This window comes from Sodalis sp. RH24, assembly GCF_047324145.1.
GTDB lineage: Bacteria > Pseudomonadota > Gammaproteobacteria > Enterobacterales > Enterobacteriaceae > Acerihabitans.
In genome coordinates, this window is record NZ_CP178729.1 from 1,882,165 (window position 1) to 1,901,459 (window position 19,295).

General features: G+C 57.7%; 15 protein-coding genes. 4 read left to right on the forward strand and 11 right to left on the reverse strand.

Annotated features, from left to right (window positions below):
• Positions 1-4: 4 nt before the first annotated feature.
• From ACL2XG_RS08650 to ACL2XG_RS08665, 4 genes are all read right to left on the reverse strand, one after another.
• Entirely contained in the window at positions 5-1,204 is a 1,200-nt protein-coding gene (locus tag ACL2XG_RS08650; RefSeq protein ID WP_410015941.1) for a serine hydrolase, read from the reverse strand.
• Between the two features lie 280 nt (positions 1,205-1,484).
• Positions 1,485-2,144 (reverse strand): methionine ABC transporter permease, encoded by a 660-nt coding sequence (locus ACL2XG_RS08655; protein ID WP_410015942.1) that lies wholly within the window; start codon positions 2,142-2,144, stop codon positions 1,485-1,487.
• Positions 2,137-3,153: a methionine ABC transporter ATP-binding protein gene (locus tag ACL2XG_RS08660; protein WP_413722368.1), complete on the reverse strand. Its 1,017-nt coding sequence runs from the start codon at positions 3,151-3,153 to the stop codon at positions 2,137-2,139. Before ACL2XG_RS08660 ends, ACL2XG_RS08655 begins: the two co-directional genes overlap by 8 nt.
• Positions 3,154-3,225: 72 nt before the next feature.
• The gene (locus ACL2XG_RS08665; RefSeq protein WP_413722367.1) at positions 3,226-4,068 is read right to left on the reverse strand and encodes a MetQ/NlpA family ABC transporter substrate-binding protein; all 843 of its coding nucleotides are present in this window, start codon (positions 4,066-4,068) and stop codon (positions 3,226-3,228) included.
• Positions 4,069-4,436: 368 nt separating this feature from the next.
• On the opposite strand from ACL2XG_RS08665, the gene ACL2XG_RS08670 reads away from it, so the two are divergent.
• Positions 4,437-5,063, forward strand: coding sequence for a glutathione S-transferase family protein (locus ACL2XG_RS08670; protein ID WP_410015945.1), 627 nt, complete (start codon positions 4,437-4,439; stop codon positions 5,061-5,063).
• A gap of 140 nt (positions 5,064-5,203) precedes the next feature.
• Here the strand turns inward: ACL2XG_RS08670 and ACL2XG_RS08675 are convergent, their stop codons facing one another.
• On the reverse strand, positions 5,204-6,313 hold the full coding sequence (locus ACL2XG_RS08675) for a PQQ-dependent sugar dehydrogenase (protein WP_413722366.1): 1,110 nt from the start codon (positions 6,311-6,313) through the stop codon (positions 5,204-5,206).
• Between the two features lie 286 nt (positions 6,314-6,599).
• Between ACL2XG_RS08675 and ACL2XG_RS08680 the strand changes: the two genes are divergently transcribed.
• A complete protein-coding gene (locus ACL2XG_RS08680) occupies positions 6,600-7,427 on the forward strand; it encodes a 5'-nucleotidase, lipoprotein e(P4) family (protein ID WP_413722365.1) in 828 nt (275 codons plus the stop codon).
• A 794-nt stretch (positions 7,428-8,221) separates the two neighbouring features.
• Here the strand turns inward: ACL2XG_RS08680 and gsiD are convergent.
• Genes gsiD through ACL2XG_RS08705 form a run of 5 tightly spaced genes read right to left on the reverse strand, consistent with a single transcriptional unit; the run spans position 8,222 to position 14,539 of the window.
• Positions 8,222-9,127 (reverse strand): glutathione ABC transporter permease GsiD, encoded by a 906-nt coding sequence (gsiD, locus tag ACL2XG_RS08685; RefSeq protein WP_413722364.1) that lies wholly within the window; start codon positions 9,125-9,127, stop codon positions 8,222-8,224.
• Between the two features lie 9 nt (positions 9,128-9,136).
• Complete coding sequence (gsiC, locus tag ACL2XG_RS08690) at positions 9,137-10,057, reverse strand: glutathione ABC transporter permease GsiC (RefSeq protein ID WP_413722363.1); 921 nt, start codon at positions 10,055-10,057, stop codon at positions 9,137-9,139.
• Positions 10,058-10,066: 9 nt separating this feature from the next.
• Positions 10,067-11,608, reverse strand: coding sequence for a glutathione ABC transporter substrate-binding protein GsiB (gene gsiB, locus ACL2XG_RS08695; RefSeq protein WP_410015950.1), 1,542 nt, complete (start codon positions 11,606-11,608; stop codon positions 10,067-10,069).
• A gap of 28 nt (positions 11,609-11,636) precedes the next feature.
• On the reverse strand, positions 11,637-13,574 hold the full coding sequence (locus tag ACL2XG_RS08700; protein WP_413722362.1) for a dipeptide ABC transporter ATP-binding protein: 1,938 nt from the start codon (positions 13,572-13,574) through the stop codon (positions 11,637-11,639).
• An 11-nt stretch (positions 13,575-13,585) separates the two neighbouring features.
• Positions 13,586-14,539 carry an isoaspartyl peptidase/L-asparaginase family protein gene (locus ACL2XG_RS08705; RefSeq protein WP_413722361.1) on the reverse strand — a complete coding sequence of 318 codons (954 nt, stop codon included), beginning with the start codon at positions 14,537-14,539 and terminating at the stop codon, positions 13,586-13,588.
• A gap of 366 nt (positions 14,540-14,905) precedes the next feature.
• Here ACL2XG_RS08705 and moeA point away from each other — a divergent pair, with 366 nt between their 5' ends.
• Both moeA and moeB read left to right on the forward strand, forming a co-directional pair.
• A complete protein-coding gene (moeA, locus tag ACL2XG_RS08710; protein WP_413722360.1) occupies positions 14,906-16,141 on the forward strand; it encodes a molybdopterin molybdotransferase MoeA in 1,236 nt (411 codons plus the stop codon).
• 9 nt (positions 16,142-16,150) lie between these two features.
• Entirely contained in the window at positions 16,151-16,915 is a 765-nt protein-coding gene (gene moeB / locus ACL2XG_RS08715; protein WP_413722359.1) for a molybdopterin-synthase adenylyltransferase MoeB, read from the forward strand.
• A 123-nt stretch (positions 16,916-17,038) separates the two neighbouring features.
• On the opposite strand, the gene ACL2XG_RS08720 is transcribed toward moeB, so the two are convergent.
• A complete protein-coding gene (locus ACL2XG_RS08720) occupies positions 17,039-18,634 on the reverse strand; it encodes an ABC-F family ATPase (protein ID WP_410015955.1) in 1,596 nt (531 codons plus the stop codon).
• Between the last annotated feature and the right edge of the window lie 661 nt (positions 18,635-19,295).

Below are 19,295 nucleotides of genomic sequence, written 5' to 3' on the forward strand. Positions count from 1 at the left end.
CGGCCTATTTGCCAAACCAGCCGTGTATGGTCTGCAGGATCCAATCCCAGATGTTGCGGAAAAAGCCGCCTTTCTGCACTTCATCGAGCACCACAAGCGGGCGTTGTTCGACAACCTTGCCGTCCAGTTGAAAATCAATGGTTCCTACCACCTGGTGGCGAGCCAGCGGCGCCTCAAGATGAGGAGACGCCAGGGTAAATGACGCCTTCAGGTTTTTCATCTGGCCTTTAGGCAAGGTAACAGACGCATCCTGCGCCACGCCCAAGTCCACCTCACTGCGATCGCCGAACCAGACCCGCTGGCGGGTAAAGGGTTTGCCGGCGGGAATCAGCGTCAGCGTTTCATAAAAATTGAAGCCCCAGGTGAGGATTTTTTCGCTCTCGCGAAAACGCACCCCGTCGGTGGGCGCGCCCAGCACCACCGAAATCAGCCGCATGCCGCCAGGGGTGATAGCCGACGCCACCAGGTTATGGCCCGCGCCATCGGTATAACCGGTCTTGATGCCGTCCACGGTGAGATTGCTGTTCCATAACAGCCGGTTGCGGTTGAGCTGTTTAATCTTGTTATAGGTGAATTCTTTTTGTTTATGCAGGGCATATTCGTCCGGGACATCCCGAATCAGCGCCTGGCTGATGATCGCCATATCCCGCGCGGTGCTGTATTGCCCTTCGGCATCCAGCCCATGCACGGTGAGGAAATGGGTATTTTTTAATCCCATGACGTCGACATATTTGTTCATCAGGCTGACAAACGCATCCTGACTGCCGGCGACATAATCCGCGAGGGCGATACTGGCATCGTTGCCCGACTGGATCACCACCCCGTTGTTCAGATCCGCCACGGAGACCTGCTCTCCGGGCTTCAGGAACATCAGCGACGAACCGCGCAGTACCGGGTTACCCGTGGCCCAGGCATCCTTGCCGATGGTGACTTTATCCTGCTCCGTGATTTTTTTGGCCTTCAGGGACTGCCCAATCACATAGCTGGACATGATTTTTGTCAGGCTGGCGGGGTCGAGACGCAGATCGGCATTTGACTCCGCCAGCACTTTGCCGCTTTGATAATCCATCAGGATAAACGCCTTGGCGTTTACTTCCGGCGCGGCGGGCGGCGTATCGGCCCGGGCTGCGGGGATGAGGGCCAGCACCAGCAGTGCGCCCAGGGTCAGGGTGGTTTTTTTTTGTGGAAAAATGTCATTCTTCATGGCGTGGCCAGAGTATCCCTTCAACAATGGTAACCGCGTTACTCACGGTAGAGATCCCAACAGAGTTTGATGACAAAGCCATACCTTGGGATGATGGGCAAAACCATAAACATAGCGATGTTCCTGATCATCATACCCGTTTTAAATTTGTGTGCTGGTTTGTCAGCCGTGCAAACACATTAAGTCTATGCGAAACAGTTCAACTTTGCCGCAACGGCGATCAATTTTCAGCTCTTTTTACATTTTTTTATCTTACCGCCGCCTGACGGCGGGCGGCGGTTTAGCGTTTACTGCGCCGGTCGGCGCGTTGTGCCAGGGCGTCGCCCAACACCTGGACTATCTGGACTAAAATAACCAGCGCCACCACGGTAATGATCATGACGTTGGTTTCGTAGCGGTAATAACCAAAACGGATGGCCAGATCGCCCACCCCGCCGCCGCCGACAATCCCCGCCATGGCGGAATAGCCGATAAGGCTGACCAGGGTGATGGTCAACCCGCGTAATAGACCCGCCAGCGCCTCCGGTAATAACACCGTGCAGATGATGCGCATCGGGCTGGCGCCAAAGGCTTCGGCAGCCTCGACAATGCCGGGATCCACTTCGCGCAGCGCGCCATCCACCAGACGGGCATAAAACGCGATGGCCGCCACGGATAACGGCACGGCCGCGGCGATGGGCCCGATGGTGTTGCCCAGCAACAATTGCGTTAACGGCAGCAGCAGCACCAGCAGAATGACAAAGGGTATCGAACGGATGATATTTACCAGCACCGTGCCGCTAAGATAGAGGGCGCGGTTTTGCCAGAACAGATGGCGGTCGGTGACATAGATGAGAAAGCCCAGCGGCAGGCCGCCGATAATGGCAAACAGCGTGGCGATCCCCACCATCTGGAAGGTTTCGCCAAACGCGGCAAAAAGATCGAGCCATAAATCAGCCATGCAGCACCTCCACGCGCGCGGTATTTTCCTGGATATAGGTGACCGCCAGGGCAACCTGTTCCGGCCGGGTGGGATGGGTTAACAGCGCCACCAGCACGCCCAACGCGCGGTAGCCGATATACTCAATTTTTCCGTGCAGGATATTCACCGACACGCCGAAACGCGTGGCGACATCCGACAGCACCGGCTGCTCGGCGGAGGCGCCAACAAACAATATTTTCAACAGGGTACCGCGTAAATCCTGCATTAAGCGGGGCGGCAGCTCCAGATTAAAGGTATGCGAAACCAGTTGCCGGGTAAATTCGTGCCGGGGCGTGGCGAAAATGTCAAAAACCGCCCCTTCCTCCACCACTTTCCCCCCGGTCATCACCGCCACGCGGTCGCAGATGGTCTTGATGACCGTCATTTCATGGGAAATCAATACAATGGTAATGCCGAGGCGGACATTGATTTCCTTAAGCAGTGTCAGTATCGATGCCGATGTTTCCAGATCCAGCGCCGAGGTCGGCTCGTCACACAGCAACACCTCAGGCTGGTTAGCGATGGCGCGCGCGATGCCGACCCGCTGTTTTTGCCCGCCGCTAAGCTGTGCCGGGAAGGCCGCCGCCTTATCGGCCAGGCCCACCAGCGCCAGGATTTCCGGTACCCGCCGGGCGATGTCACCGGAGGATTTGCCGGCCGCCCGCAGGCTGAAGGCGACGTTCGCCGCCACCGTGCGCGTATGCATCAGGTTAAAATGCTGGAAAATCATGCCGATTTTTTGCCGTTGCCGGCGCAGCGCGCCGCCGGAAAGCGCACTGACCCGGACGTCGTTAACGATAACCTCGCCGGCGCTTGGCCGCTGGAGCAGGTTGATGGTGCGCAGCAGCGTGCTTTTGCCCGCCCCGCTGGCGCCGACGATACCGTAGATTTCACCACGTTTAACCCGCAGGCTGACGTCGTCCACCGCGCGGGCGCCCGGTTGCTTTCCCTGGGGGAAATCCACGCTGATATGGTCTAACTGAATCATTATCCGCATACTCCAAAATCACATCCAAAGCGGAAAACCGCCTGCCGGACAAGAGTGCCGGCAGGGGCTTGGTCAGGGTTTAACCTGGGGGGCGGCCTGCATCCATTCGGGTTTCTGGAATTGGCTGAACATCGAGCCGGGTTGGTTAATCACCGCAGCATACGCCGGCGATTCCACCGCGGCCTTGATGTCTTTGACAAAAGGTTTATCCAAATCGTCGGTGCGTACCGCAATGACATTTTTCAGATTTTCATCCAGCGTTTCCAGCGCCAGGGCCGATGACATCTTCAGGCCCGCGGCAATGGCAAAGTTGCCGTTGACCAGCGCGCCGCTGGCGCTGTCAAGGGTGCGCGGCAACTGGGCGGCCTCCAGCGGCTTGAATACCAGGCCGCGCGGATTCAGGGCGATATCGCGTTCGGAGGCTTTAGTGGGGTCGATATCCGCCTTGATTTTAATCAGACCCAGTTTTTCCAGAAAACGCAGGCCGCGCGCCAGGTTGGTGGGATCATTTGATAGCGTGATGATATCGCCCTTCTTGAGCTCGCGGATAGCAGTGATTTTATGCGAATAGAAACCCATGCTGGCGGTGGGCACGGTGATAAGTTTACTCACCTTCAGGTTTTTGTCGGCGGCAAACTTTTCCAGATACAGCGTATGCTGGAAAAGATTGGCGTCAATACTGCCGTTGGCCAATGCCATATTCGGCTGCACATAGTCGCTGAACTCCCGCACCTCCACCGTATAGCCTTTTTTTACCAGCTCAGGCTTGATGGCCTGCTTCACCATATCCCCATAAGGACCCGGCGCGACGCCGAAGACAATGGTTTTTGGATCGCTGTTCGCCTGGGCCAATTGCAACCCCAGGGCAAACAGCCCTACGGATAAAACCGCGCGCACGATTTTTATCACTGTCATAACGATACCTTTCCCTAAATGAATGGACCCGGCCAATGGCCGTAAAACCCAAGATTAAAGCATAATTCCCAGGCGGACATCGCGGATTCTTGCCGCGCTATTTTTTTTTGAAACAAAATATCGTTTAAAGATGCATGTTTAGATAATTATCAATTAGCGCAATAGTTTACAGGTTATAATTTATGAAGACCGGTTAAACCATGAAGATATGTCCGGGAAAAGCTCATTTTCTTTTTATGCGCTAAAATCAGGCTTAATACGGCGATAAAAGGCGGAGCAGGTAAACCGGTTTTTTTACGGCATAACCCCCTGTTAGGCCACGCTGAAGATTGCCCAACTATTTAGAAAAATATAACGGAGAAGGCGCAATGTTGACAATCTGGGGTCGTGAGAATTCAGTGAACGTGAAAAAAGTACTGTGGTGCGCCGCGGAACTTGAACTGGCGTTCAACGTAATACCGGCTGGCGGCGAATACGGTAAAAACAAGGATCCGCTGTTCCTGGCGTTAAATCCCAACGGCCTGGTGCCCTGCCTGCAGGATGATGATAACGATTTGGTGCTCTGGGAATCCAATACCATCGTACGCTATATGGCGGCAAAATTCGGCCAGGACCAGTGGCTATTAGCGGATGCGGCGGTACGCGCCGCCTCCGAAAAATGGATGGACTGGACGTTATCCAGCCTGTCGCCGGCGTTACAGCCGGTGTATATCAATCTTATCCGCACGCCACCGGCCAAGCGTGATAAACAATTGATAGAAAACGGCATTAAACGATGCGAGGAATTATTGGATATCGCTGAAACCGCTCTGGAAAAGCACCCCTATTTTTCCGGGGAAAAATTCGGCATCGGCGACATTCCCATCGGATGCCTGGCGTATAACTGGTTTACGCTTGATATCGAGCGCAAACCACGTACCCATCTGCAAACCTGGTATGACGCCATTTCTTCCCGTCATGCCTTCAAGACGCGGGTCATGCTGCCGCTGAGCTAACCCGGGCCTGCCGCCCCCGGCCGGCATGATGACGCGATGCGGGCCCGGCCGGAAGGGCCCGATCCCCGTGGCGGCCGTTGCCCGCCATGCGTGCGTTACGCCGTTCAAAAGACCCCAGCCATCGGCTATCAGGCCGCTGGTTATTCCAGCCCAAGCCTGAGTAATTTACCGTCCCGCTCGTCGGTGAGCACGTAGACGAAACCGTCGGGACCCACGCGCACATCGCGGATGCGCTCATGGCGATCTTCCAGCAAGCGTTGTTCAGACTTCACAACGTCTCCCTTTAGCGTCAGTCTGATTAACGCCTGTTGTTTTAATGCGCCGATAAACAGCGAGTTCTTCCACTGCGGAAATCGATCGGCGTTATAGAACGCCATACCGCTTATCGCCGGCGATTTTTGCCAATACCAGGCGGGTTGCACCGTGCCCGCGACCACACCGCCCTGCGCTTCGGGGATTTTCAAACCCGAGTAATTAATGCCGTAAGTGGCGATCGGCCAGCCAAAGTTAGCGCCTTTGGCGATGATATTCACTTCATCGCCCCCCTGAGGGCCATGTTCATTCTCCCAGATGACGCCGGTCCAGGGATTTAATGCCATTCCCTGCGGATTGCGATGCCCCAGGGACCAGATTTCCGGACGGGCATTATCGTCGTGGACAAAAGGATTATCCGGCGGTATTTCGCCATCGGCGGTTAAACGGACGATTTTGCCCTGGTGTTTGGTCATATCCTGCGCCGTGGGGCGGCGATTATTTTCGCCCAGGCTGATAAACAGAAATCCTTGCCGGTCAAATACCAGCCGTCCGCCAAAATGCTCGCCGCTGGACAGTTTGGGCTGCTGGCGGAAAATCACTTTAAAATCGGTCAGTTGCTGGTTATTTTCCGATAAACGGCCATACCCGACCGCCGTCCCCGCGTCGTCTTTGCCCGCTTCGGCATAGCTAAGATAAATGCGCCGCGACTGTGCAAAATCCGGGGCCAGGACCACATCGAACAGCCCGCCCTGGCCGTGGGCGTAGACCTTTGGCACGCCGGCGATGGGGGCCGAAAGGGGCTGGCCGGGCTGCCAGTAGCGTAGCCGTCCCGGTCGTTCGGTAATCAACATACCGCCGTCCCGCGGCAAAAATGCCAGGGACCAGGGGTGATCCATACCCGTGAGCAATTGGGTGACCTGAAGTTCCGCCGCCATGAGCCGGCCGCTGAAAAACGCCAGGCCGGCCGACAGCAGCAGAGGTGTTATCCAACGCATGGTGTTCTCTCCATTTTATCGTTCCCCTTAAGCGTAGAAATGACCCGCCGGTTGCGCGATAAATCACCGCCGGATTTACACTTACTGACATTACCGTTATTCCCTCGCGTGGTTCCCGTGCCCAATCGCACGATGTTTTTAGTTTCATAATTAATAAATTGCATGTTATTAATTTATAAATAACTAAGTTATCTTGAAAATTGATACCCCCTGCCAGACAACACTGAGATTACCCGCTTCGATGGGTTGAGTCATAGACAGTTTCGGAATACGACAAGGAGAAACAATGCATACTGTAAAATGCGGGTTCGCCGCTTTGACCCTCAGCCTGCTGCTAAGCGGCTGCGCTCCTCATCAGCAAGCCGCCGCGCCTGAGACGGCACAGCAAAAGCTCACGGAACAAACGGTATTTGCCGTTAACTGGATGCAGCAATCGGGCGAAATCAGCGCCCTGTCCTACCAGGCTTTTAATACCGCCGAAACGGCATTTATCCAAGCCAAGGCCCGCCCCGGCCTGAAGAAGGCGGTGGTGGTGGATCTGGATGAGACCATGATCGATAACAGCGCCTACGCCGGCTGGCAGATCAAGCATCACCAGCCCTTTACCGACGCTACCTGGAGCAAATGGAACCAGGCGCGCGAGGCCAAGGCGCTGCCGGGCGCGGTGGCGTTCTCCCACTATGTGCTGGAGCACGGCGGTCGTATTTTTTATGTCTCCAACCGCGCGCAGGCTGACTACACCGCCACGGTGGATAATCTCAAGGCGTTGGGTTTTGCCGACGTCAGCCCGCAAACAGTATTATTGAAACCTACCGGCGGCAGCTCCAATAAGGTTGAGCGTTTCGCGGCGGTGGAAAAACAGGGCTATGATATCGTGGTGTATGTCGGCGATAACCTGAATGATTTCAGCGGCGAGACCTATCATAAACTGAATACCCAACGGCGGGATTTTGTTAACCGTCACCAGGAGGAATTCGGGCGCAAATATATTGTGCTGCCCAATCCCAGCTATGGCGATTGGGAGGGGGGCATGGCGCAGGATTACTTTAAGGTGAATGATGAGGGCAAGGTGAAGATCAGGGAGGAGAGAATTGATGCCTGGGATGGGAAATAGGGAAGGATTGGCACTGCGGGTAATGGTCCGTGGCAGTTGCTTTTATCATTGACTGTCGCTTCTGCCAATGGCATTTATTTTTGGCACTGGCTCTTGCTATAGATAGTGCCATTTTCTATTGCCACCTGCTTTTGACCTTCACCTTCACTTTGATTTTTACTTTGATTTTGATTTTGACTTGGTCGTTGATTTTGACATTGACTTTGACTTGGTCGTTGATTTTGACGTTGACTTGGTCGTTGATTTTGACGTTGACGTTGGACCGGCATCAAGCACGCTGACGGCACGGTTCACGACCGGACGAGCCGCAGGGATGCGGTGAGAGCTTAGGCCCGCGCCGGGAGCGCGTGCCGTGCGGGCCGCAGGGCGGGAGCCGGGACGGAAGGCACCGCGCAGCGGCGTGCGATCTGCCGGTAGCCCGGGGGTCGAGGGGGCCGGGGCGACTGCCGGCCCCTCGTCGCTTGCCCGCACGGGGCACCATAAAACACCGCCGCCCGCGGCAAGTGAAATCCCCACCTCACCCACAGACATCCCACTCCGGCAAGCGCCCCCCTCACCCGTTGACAACCCCACTCCGGCAAACGAAATCCCCACCTCACCCGCAGACATCCCACTCCGGCAAACGAAATCCCCACCTCACCCGCAGACATCCCACTCCAGCAAGCGAAATCCCCACCTCACCCGTTGACAACCCCACTCCGGCAAACGAAGCCTCCGCCTCGCAAACCCACCCCATCAGCACCACCAGTAAAAGCCAAAAAGCGCACGCGGCCCCCGCCAGGGCACCCTTCTCCTTAATTCTTTAACTTCGGATCCAGCGCATCCCTCAACCCATCCCCCAGCAAATTAAACGCCAGCACCGTCAAAAAAATCGCCAGGCTCGGGAAAATGGCAATATGCGGCGCCGTCACCATATCCGCCCGCGCCTCATTTAGCATCGCCCCCCATTCAGGCATCGGCGGCTGCGCGCCCAGCCCCAGAAATGACAAACTGGCGGCGGTGATAATCGAGGTGCCGATACGCATGGTAAAATACACCACGATGGAAGACATCGTCCCCGGCAGAATATGGCGCAGCAGGATGGTGCGGTCCGACGCGCCGATACTGCGCGCCGATTCAATAAAGGTCTGGTGCTTGAGCACCAGCGTATTGCCGCGCACCAGCCTGGCAAACGCCGGAATGCTGAAAATCGCCACGGCGATAATCACATTCGCCATGCCGCTGCCCATAATCGCCACCACGGCGATAGCCAGCAAAATACCCGGAAAGGCAAACAGCACGTCGCAGATCCGCATAATCAGCCGGTCCCACCAGCCTTCATAAAACCCGGCCACCAGGCCCATCACCGTGCCGATGACCATGCCGAGCAAGACGGAAAAAAAGCCCGCCGCCAGCGAAATGCGCGTGCCCATCAGGATACGGCTGAAAATATCGCGCCCCAGGGAATCCACCCCCAGCCAGTGCATGGCCGACGGCCCTTCGTTAAGCCGGTCATAATCAAAAAAGTTTTCCGCGTCAAACGGCGCCAGCCAGGGCGCCAATAACGCGCTGATTATCAGCAGCAGCACAAATACCCCGGCCGCCAGCGCCAGCGGCTGCTGTTTAAAGCGCCGCCAGAACTCGCTCCACGGCGTGCGCACGCGATGAGGATTAAGCACCGGCATCGCCGCCAGGGCGGCGTTTCGTCGCCAGAATTTCATCGCCGGTCCTTACTGATACCGGATAGACGGATTGATTGCCGCATATAACATGTCCACCAGTAAATTAATAATGATAAATTCCAGCGAAAACAGCAGTACCTCGGCCTGTATCACCGGATAATCGCGCATCTCCACCGAATCCACCAGCAAACGTCCCAGTCCCGGCCAGTTAAATACCGCCTCCACCACGATCGAACCGCCCAGCAGAAAACCAAACTGCAGGCCCATCATGGTCACCACCGGAATCATAGCGTTGCGCAGGCCATGTTTTACCACCACCCAGAATTCGCCCACGCCCTTGGCCCGGGCGGTGCGCATATAGTCTTCCTGCATCACCTCGACAAAAGAGGCGCGGGTAAAACGCGCCATGATGGATGCCACCGCCGCGCCGAGAGTAATGGCGGGCAGGATATAATGCCGCGGCGTGTCCGCGCCCACGGTGGGCAGCCAGCCCAGACCGACGGAAAATACCTGCATCAGCAGCATGCCCAGCGCAAAGGCGGGAAAAGAAATCCCCGAGACCGCAAGCGTCATGCCGATGCGGTCCGGCCAGCGGTTACGCCATACCGCCGAAACGATGCCCAGCGCCATGCCCAGAATCACCGCCCACGCCATACTGGCGACGGTCAGCCAGAATGTGGGCATAAACCGCGAGCTTATCTCGGCGCTGACCGGCCGTTTCGACACCAGCGAGGTGCCGAAATTGCCACGCACGGCATTGGAGATAAAATGGACAAACTGCTCCGGCAAGGGCCGGTCCAGCCCCAAATCCTGGCGCACCAGCGCCACCACCGAGGCATCGGCGTTCGGCCCCGCCGCCAGCCTGGCCGGATCGCCCGGCAGCAGGTGGACAAACAGGAACACCAGCACCGCGACGATCAGCAGGGTCGGGATCAGCCCCAATAAGCGCTTAATAAAATAATTCAGCATTCTGCCGGGTTATTTCATATCAGCGTGGGTGAAATCAAATGAACTGTCCGGCATGACATAAAAACCGGTCAGATTCTTGCTGCGCGCGTACAGCATTTTTTCCGTCAGCAGGAATACCCAGGGTGCGTCAGCCCAGATTTTATCCTGCGCGTCTTTATACAACCGGGTTTTCTCGGCGCGGTCGGTGGTTTTCAGCGCCTCGGTCAAATCTTTATCCACCTGCGGATTACTGTAAAAGGCGGTATTGAAGATGGCAGGCGGCGCGGAGGTGCTGGCGAACAGCGGCGTCAGGGCCCAGTCGGCCTCGCCGGTGGACGCGGACCAGCCGGTATAGAACATGCGCACGCCGGTTTCGTTCACCCCTTTGGCCTCGACCTGGGCCGCGCGCTGGCCGGCATCCATGGCGGTAACGGTGGTTTTAATCCCCACCTGGGCCAGCTGTTGCTGGGTAAACTGCAGCGCCTTCTGGAAGGTGCTGGTATTGTGCGATGACCACAGAGTGGTGGTGAACCCATCCGGATAACCGGCTTCCTTCAGCAGTTCGCGCGCCTTGGCCGGATCGTAGGGCCAGGGTTTATATTTAACCGCATAATCAATGCCTGCGGGCAGCGGCCCTTCGGCGGGCACAGCATAACCGGCATAGGCGACTTTGATCAGCGCGTCTTTATTAATGGCGTAGTTCACGGCCTGGCGCACCCTGACGTCGTCAAACGGCTTTTGCGTTACATTCAGGCTGATATAGCGCTGCAGGATGGAGGGCGCCGACACCACATCCAGCTTCGTGCTTTTTGCCAGTAAGGCCGCCTGTTCGTAAGGGACCGGGAAGGCAAAATTGGCTTCGCCGGTTTGCAGCATCGCCGCGCGGGTATTGTTGTCCACCACCGGTCGCCAGGTGATGCTGTCGAGCTTGGCGGCGTCTTTTTGCCAGTAGCCGTCAAAACGCTTCACTTTGACAAAATCGGTCTGGTTCCACACCTCAAATTCGTATGGGCCGGTGCCCACCGGATGAAAGCCGATTTCCTTGCCGTATTTTTGCAGTGCCGCGGGGGAAATCATCGCCGCCGCCGGATGGGACAAATTATTGATAAACGGCGAGAACGGCGTTTTCAGCGTAATTTTTACCGTTAACGGGTCGACCACCTCGGTCTTGTCGATCATTTTGAACAGATTGTAGCGCTTGAGATGGTTGTCCGGATTGCTGGCGCGATCCAGGTTCACCTTGACCGCTTCGGCATTAAAATCAGTACCGTCCTGGAACTTCACGCCTTTATGCAGCTTGATGGTATAGGTGAGGCCGTCGGCGCTGGCCTGATAACTTTCCGCCAATACGTTAACCTGCTTCATATCCTTATCGAAGCCAAACAGCCCCTGGTAGAACGACTTGGCCACCGCCTGCGACAGGGTATCATTGGCGTCATACGGGTCCAGGCTGGTAAAGTTGGAACCCACTGCAATCACCGCGTCCTTGGCCGCCCAGGCCGGTACCGATGCCAACGCGCCCATCACCGCCGAGGCGATAAGCATATTACGCTTAACCGTGTTTTTTATCATAAGGTTGCACTCTCCAAGAATATCCCTGTCAGTAGGCGCCGCCGATCGGATGACGGGCCACATAGTGCCCCTCCCCGACCTTAACCAACGGCGCAACGATTGGTTCATCTCCCAGCGCCCTGACGGGGCTGGGAATCTCATCTACCAGTAAAGCATGTTCCGGCCGGCGGCGCGTGGGATCGGGAACAGGCACCGCCGACATTAATTTGCGGGTATAAGGATGCTGCGGGTTGGCGAAAACCTGGCGACGGGGTCCGATCTCGACGATTTGCCCCAGATACATGACCGCCACCCGATGGCTGACCCGCTCCACCACGGCCATATCGTGGGAAATAAACAAAAAGGCAATGCCGAATTCACGTTGCAAATCGAGCATCAGGTTAATGATCTGCGCCTGTATCGAGACATCCAGCGCCGAGACCGATTCATCGGCCACCACCACCTTAGGATTAAGCGCCAGCGCCCTGGCGATACAGATACGCTGGCGCTGGCCGCCGGAAAACTCGTGGGGATAACGCTGGGCATGTTCGGGCAGCAGCCCTACCCGCGTCAGTAACGTTTCCACCCGCCGTTGCGCTTCCTGGCCCTGCGCTACGCCGTGCACCAGCAGCGGTTCCATAATCGAATAACCGACGGTGAGCCTGGGATCGAGCGAGGCGTACGGATCCTGGAAAATAAACTGGATATCGCGGCGCAGATGCTGCAATTCATGTCCCGTGAGCGCGGTAATCGACCGGCCGTTGAAAATAATATCGCCGCTCTGGCTCTCCACCAGGCGCAGCAGCGAGCGGCCTGTCGTGGATTTTCCGCAGCCGGATTCGCCCACCAGCGCCAGGGTTTCGCCGGGATACAAGGAGAAACTGACTTTTTCCACCGCGTGCACCCGGCGCCGGACACGGTTGAAAATACCGCCGCGGATATCAAAACCGGTGACCAAATCCTTGACCTGCAAAATCGGCGCGGCGCGCGGCGGCACGGTATCTTGCCCCTTGGCCGCGCTTAGCGCGGGAGAATCCGGCGCCCTGGCCGCGGCCTCGATATCCGCAGGCGCGGCGTCCTGTGGGTTGAGCAGCGGAAATTTCGCCGGGAAATCGCTGTCGGCCATCGAACCCAGCTTCGGCACCGCCGCCAGCAAAGCCTGGGTATAGCGGTGACGGGGGTGGGCGAACAGCGTGTCGACCGGGGCCGACTCCACATCATTGCCCTGATACATCACCAGCACCCGGTCGGCCATTTCGGCCACCACGCCCATATCATGGGTGATAAACATCACCCCCATTTGCATTTCACGCTGCAGGGTGCGGATCAACTGCAGGATTTGCGCCTGGATAGTCACATCCAGGGCGGTGGTGGGCTCATCGGCAATCAGCAGCGCCGGCTTGCACGACAGCGCCATGGCAATCATCACCCGCTGGCGCATGCCGCCGGAGAGTTGATGGGGATAGCGATCGAGCATGCTTGCGGCGTTGGGAATGCGCACCAGATCCAGCATGTGCAGCGCCTCCTGCCGGGCGCTGCGATGGTCTTTGCCCTGATGCAGGCGGATGGATTCGGCTATCTGCTCGCCCACCGGAAACACCGGATTCAGCGACGTCATCGGCTCCTGGAAAATCATCGCCATATCGGCGCCGCGCAGGCCCCGCAACGTGGATTGTCCGGCCCGGGCCAGATCAAGCACCTCGCCGCCACGGCGACGAAACAGCATGACGCCGCTGTCCACCCGGCCGCCGCCCAGCTCCACCAGCCGCATAATCGATAAGGCGGTGACCGACTTTCCGGAGCCGGACTCGCCGACAATCGCCAGGGTCTCGCCGCGGTTGATGGTAAATGAAATACGCCGCACCGCCTCGATGCGCTGGCCTTCATGGGAAAAATGCACGCTCAGGTCACGCACCGACAATACCTGTTCCTCCGGTAAACCGGGCGCTGCCGCCGGTGACGGAACCGGATGGCGTCCTGTTGCCATAGGATCGACCATCAGCGGTAGATGCCGATATCGGGCGTAGCGCCGACATAACCGACGCCGCGGTACATACCTTCGCTATTGAACGGCAGCGCCACGTTGCCCGCAGCATCCACCGCAATCAGCCCGCCGGAGCCGCCAAGAGCCAGGATCTTATCGAAAATCACCTGCCCGGCGGCTTCCTGGAGCGACAGTCCGCCGTACGCCATGCGCGCACTCACGTCATAAGCGGCCACGCCGCGCATAAACACTTCACCGCTGCCGGTACAGGAGATGGCGGCGGTGGCGTTATCGGCATAGCATCCGGCGCCGATAATCGGCGAGTCTCCCACCCGGCCGGTCTGTTTGTTGGTCATGCCGCCGGTGGAGGTGGCCGCCGCCAGATGGCCGAAACTATCGCAGGCCACCGCGCCCACGGTGCCGAATTTTCGGTCCGGATCCAGGGGATCGCCGCCTGACGGGGCATCATGATCGAGAATGGCGCCGGCGTCATCGGCCAGGGCGCGCTGCAGTTGGGCGTAGCGTTCGGCGGTATAATAAAATTCCGGTTCCACCCGCTCCAGGCCGCGGGCAAACGCAAAGGCTTCCGCGCCATCGCCGGTAAACATCACATGCGCACTGTGCTCCATCACCGCGCGGGCGGCGAGGATGGGATTACGAATATGGGTCACGCCGCATACGGCGCCGGCGGCAAGCGTGTGGCCGTCCATAATGCTGGCATCGAGCTCATGACCGCCCTGGTGGGTAAACACCGCGCCCTTGCCGGCGTTGAACAAAGGGCACTCCTCAAGCAGGCGCACAGCCTCGGTCACCGCGTCGAGGGCGGCGCCGCCCGCCGCCAGGATAGCCTGTCCGCGCTCGACGATACCGGCCAGCGCCTGGCGATAGTGCTGTTCTTTCTCGGTGCTCATGGCCTGGCGCGCAATGGCGCCGGCGCCGCCATGGATAACTATGACTGCTTTGCTCATCAAATAACGTACCCTGCAATCGGTGGTCAAGGGACGGGGCGTCCGGCTGGCGAAGCAGCGAAGGCCCCGGACAATCTTTAGTTGTTAATTAAATAAATGTGACATAGAACTATTTAGTTATTATTTTTGACTATATTAACCCAGCCCGCCAGTGTAAAGCGGAAATGTCACTATTGACGGCATCAACAATAATGGCCTTTCGTTAGGTAAAATCGCCGCTTAAGCTTAGCTAAAAAGCGGCAAAGCCAATCCCTTGCGCATTTACTTCCCCGCCTTATTTTTTGGCATAGGTTTTCTGGCATAATAAGCCACGGCATACTTGCCCTTCCGGCCGCTGGATTAACGGCCGACGCTACAGGAGTTGATATGGCATCCTTGAATTCGTCCCTGCTTACGCTTGAACAGGCGCTGGAAAAAATGCTTTCCCGGGTCGGGCCGCTCGCCGAACGCGAAACGCTGGCGCTGACCGACGCCGCCGGGCGCATCACCGCCGCCGCGGTAATTTCCCCGGTAAACGTTCCCCCGTTTGATAATTCCGCCATGGACGGGTATGCGGTGCGCCTGGCCGATATCGCCGCCGGCGCGCCGCTGCCGGTAGCCGGTAAAGCGTTTGCCGGCAAGCCCTTCGCGGCCGATTGGCCGCCGGGGAGCGTGGTGCGCATCATGACCGGCGCGCCCGTTCCCCCCGGGACGGAGGCGGTAATAATGCAAGAGCAGGCCGAATTATCCGGCGATGGGGTGTGTTTTACCGCCCCGGTAAAACCGGGACAGAATATTCGCCGTATCGGCGACGATATCCGCCTGGGTGACCAGGTCCTGTCCGCCGGTCGCGCATTGGGGGTGAGCGAGCTGCCGCTGCTGGCGTCGCTGGGCATAGCGGACATCAACGTGGTGCGACGGCCACGGGTGGCGCTGTTTTCCACCGGCGACGAATTACAGCCCATAGGGGCGCCCCTGGCCGCCGGGCAAATCCACGACACCAATAGGTTCGCCGTACGCCTGATGCTGCGCCAGCTGGGCTGCGAGGTTATCGATCTGGGCATTATCGCCGATGACGCCCAGGCCCTGCGCGCCGCATTCCGCCAGGCGGACAGCCGGGCCGACCTGGTGATTACCAGCGGCGGCGTGTCGGTGGGTGAAGCGGACTATACCAAAACCATCCTTGAAGAACTGGGTGAAATCAGCTTCTGGAAACTGGCGATGAAACCCGGCAAACCCTTTGCCTTCGGCCGTCTGGAGCACGCCTGGTTCTGCGGTCTGCCGGGCAATCCGGTGTCGGCGGCGGTGACGTTTTACCAGTTGGTGCAGCCGCTGATAGCCAGGCTCGCCGGGCGGGCGCACTGGCGGTTACCCGCCCGGCTGCGCGCCAGAACGCTGACGCGGCTTAAAAAAACGCCCGGCCGGATGGATTTTCAGCGCGGCGTGTTCCATACCACGCCCCGCGGCGATATCGAGGTCGCCGGCACCGGCGCGCAGGGATCCCATGTTTTCAGCTCCTTCAGCGCCGCCAACTGTTTTATCGTGCTGCCGGCCGAGCAGGATGACGTGGCCGTGGGCGAATGGGTGGATATCGAACCCTTTAATCATCTGTTGTTATCATAGGGCCGGACCGTGGCGGACGAATTAACTCATGCGGAAATGCTGCGCTACAACCGGCAAATCATGCTGCGCGGCTTTGATTTTGACGGCCAGGAACGGCTGAAAAACGCGGGTGCGCTGGTGGTGGGCCTGGGCGGGCTGGGCTGCGCCGCGGCGCTGTATCTCACTGCCGCGGGCATAGGACAGCTCACCCTGCTGGATTTCGACATTGTGGCGCTGTCCAATCTGCAACGCCAGATACTGCACGACGATCGGCGCATCGGCATGGCTAAAGTCGATTCCGCCGCCCTTGCCCTGGCGTCGGTTAACCCCCATGTCACTATCGCCACGCGCAACGCCGCCCTGGACGACGAGTCGCTGACCGAGCTTATCGCGCAGCATGACGTCGTGGTGGATTGCACCGATAACGTGACGACGCGCGAGCAGCTCAACCGGCTGTGTTTCACCCGCCAGACGCCGCTGGTGTCCGGTGCGGCGATCCGTATGGAGGGGCAAATCAGCGTCTTTACCTACCAGCCCGGCGAACCCTGCTATCGCTGCCTGAGCCGATTGTTCGGCGCAGGCAGCCTCACCTGCGCGGAATCCGGCGTGATGGCGCCGTTGGTGGGCATTATCGGCTCGTTGCAGGCCATGGAGACTATCAAGCTGCTGACAGGGTTCGGCAAGCCGCCGGCCGGCCGGCTGGTCATGTATGACGCCATGACGCTGCAGTTTCGGGAGATGGTGCTGCCGCGGGATCCGCATTGCGCCGTGTGTGGGACGGCGTCGCCCGGCTGAGAGGGAAATCGCGTTTGGCGCGGGCGGCGTTGCTCCGGCGAACACTGCGCGGCAATAGGAGAAATGGAACGGCCCCGCGCAACCAGGGCCGGCGCTTAAAACGGCGTTTAAACCGTCATCAGCTTAGTTTAAACCCTGGCTGCGCAGGTAATCTTCATAGTTACCGCTGAAATCTATCGCTTTTTCCGGCGTTAATTCCAGGATGCGCGTCGCCAGCGAACTGACGAATTCGCGGTCATGGGACACAAATATCAGCGTCCCCTGGTACAGTTCCAGCGCCGAGTTCAGCGACTCAATGGATTCCATATCCAAATGGTTGGTGGGTTCGTCCATCAGCAGGATATTGGGTTTTTCCATCATCAGCTTGCCGAACATCATGCGGCCCTTTTCGCCGCCGGATAAGACGCTGACCGGTTTATTGATATCGTCCTGGCTGAACAGCAACCGGCCAAGGATGCTGCGCACCGCCTGTTCGTCGTCGCTGGGCTGTTTCCATTGGCTCATCCAGTCAAACACGTTAATGTTTTCGGTGAACTCGCTGGAATGATCCTGGGCATAATAACCGATGCTGACGTTCTCGGACCACTTGATGGTGCCGCCCACCGGCGGCAGCTCGCCCACCAGGCTTTTCAGCAGGGTGGTTTTACCGATGCCGTTGGGACCGAGCACCGCCATCTTTTCGCCCACTTCCAGCATCAGGTTTATTTTACTGAACAGAGGCGGCTGGCCGTCATAACCCTGGGTCAGCTGCTGTACTTCCAGGGCGTTGCGGAACAATTTTTTATCCTGCTCGAAGCGGATAAATGGATTCTGGCGACTGGACACCTTCACCTCGTCCAGCTTGATTTTTTCAATCTGGCGGGCGCGGGAGGTTGCCTGGCGTGATTTGGACGCATTGGCGCTAAAGCGGCTGACAAAGGACTGCAATTCGGCAATCTGCGCCTTTTTCTTGGCGTTGCCGGACATCAGCTGTTCGCGCGCCTGGGTGGACGCGGTCATATAATCGTCGTAATTGCCGGGATAGATGCGCAGTTCACCGTAATCCAAATCCGCCATATGGGTGCAGACCATATTCAGGAAGTGCCGGTCATGGGAAATAATGACCATGGTGCTGTTGCGCTCGTTCAATACCTGCTCCAGCCAGCGGATGGTATTGATATCCAGGTTATTGGTAGGTTCGTCAAGCAGCAGAATATCCGGATTGGCGAACAGCGCCTGCGCCAGCAGCACGCGCAGTTTCCAGCCAGGCGCCACTTCGCTCATCGGACCGTAATGCTGCTCAAGAGGAATGCCGACGCCCAACAGAAGCTCACCGGCGCGCGCCTCGGCGGTATAACCATCCATCTCGCCGTACAGAACTTCGAGATCGGCAACCCGATAGCCCTGCTGCTCGCTCATCTCGGCCATGGCGTAGATGGCGTCGCGCTCTTCTTTCACCGCCCAGAGCTCGGCATGGCCCATGATGACGGTATCAAGCACGGTATACTGTTCAAAGGCAAACTGATCCTGGCGCAGCTTGCCCAGGCGTTCATTCGGGTCAAGGCTGACATGGCCGCCGCTGGGCACCAGGTCGTCCCCCAGGATTTTCATCAGGGTGGATTTACCGCAGCCGTTGGCGCCAATCAGGCCGTAGCGATTGCCGCCGCCAAATTTTACGGAAATATTTTCGAATAGCGGTTTGCTACCGAATTGCATGGTGATGTTGTTACAGATTAGCAAAAGGAGGTACTCTTCATTAAAAACGTGACATTAACCACATTATGCCACACTCCGCTGTAAAATTGCTCTCTCTGTGTGCACCCATGGCCATAAGCATTAAAATTGGCGTGCCCGACGCGGCCCCGAGCCCGATTGGCGCACCGCGGCCCGCGTTCGCGGCCGGCAAAACGGCCCCTGATGGCCGCAACTTACGCGCCTCTTTCGGCCCGCTAACCAATATAAGGCATTATTATTTGATTTAATATTTTGTCATATTAACATCATCAATAAATATCAGGGTTGTCATATCATAAGGGTATACCTTATTTACCCGCCGAGCAGGATAAATACAGTGTCATTTCGCCAGCATCCCGCCAGGGCGACCGCTAATAATGCATAACCGATAAATAAGGGCGTCCCGTCAGGCAGGATAAAAGAGAGACACTATAGCGGTGTGGCATGCCATAGCCCATTATTCCCGGCTCACCATTGCCCTTCTTTAAAATACTGCTCTGGCGGCAGGAAGAATATAAAAACGCAGCGGCGCTATGAACAGCATGCGCGCCCTGATACGGGCCGGAGGGTGGATGGGCGATACGGGACAAGTGTCGCTGCCCAAGTAGGGAGGGCGCGGCCGGGATAAAAAAAAGCATGGCTGAAATGCTCAGCCATGCTTATCATG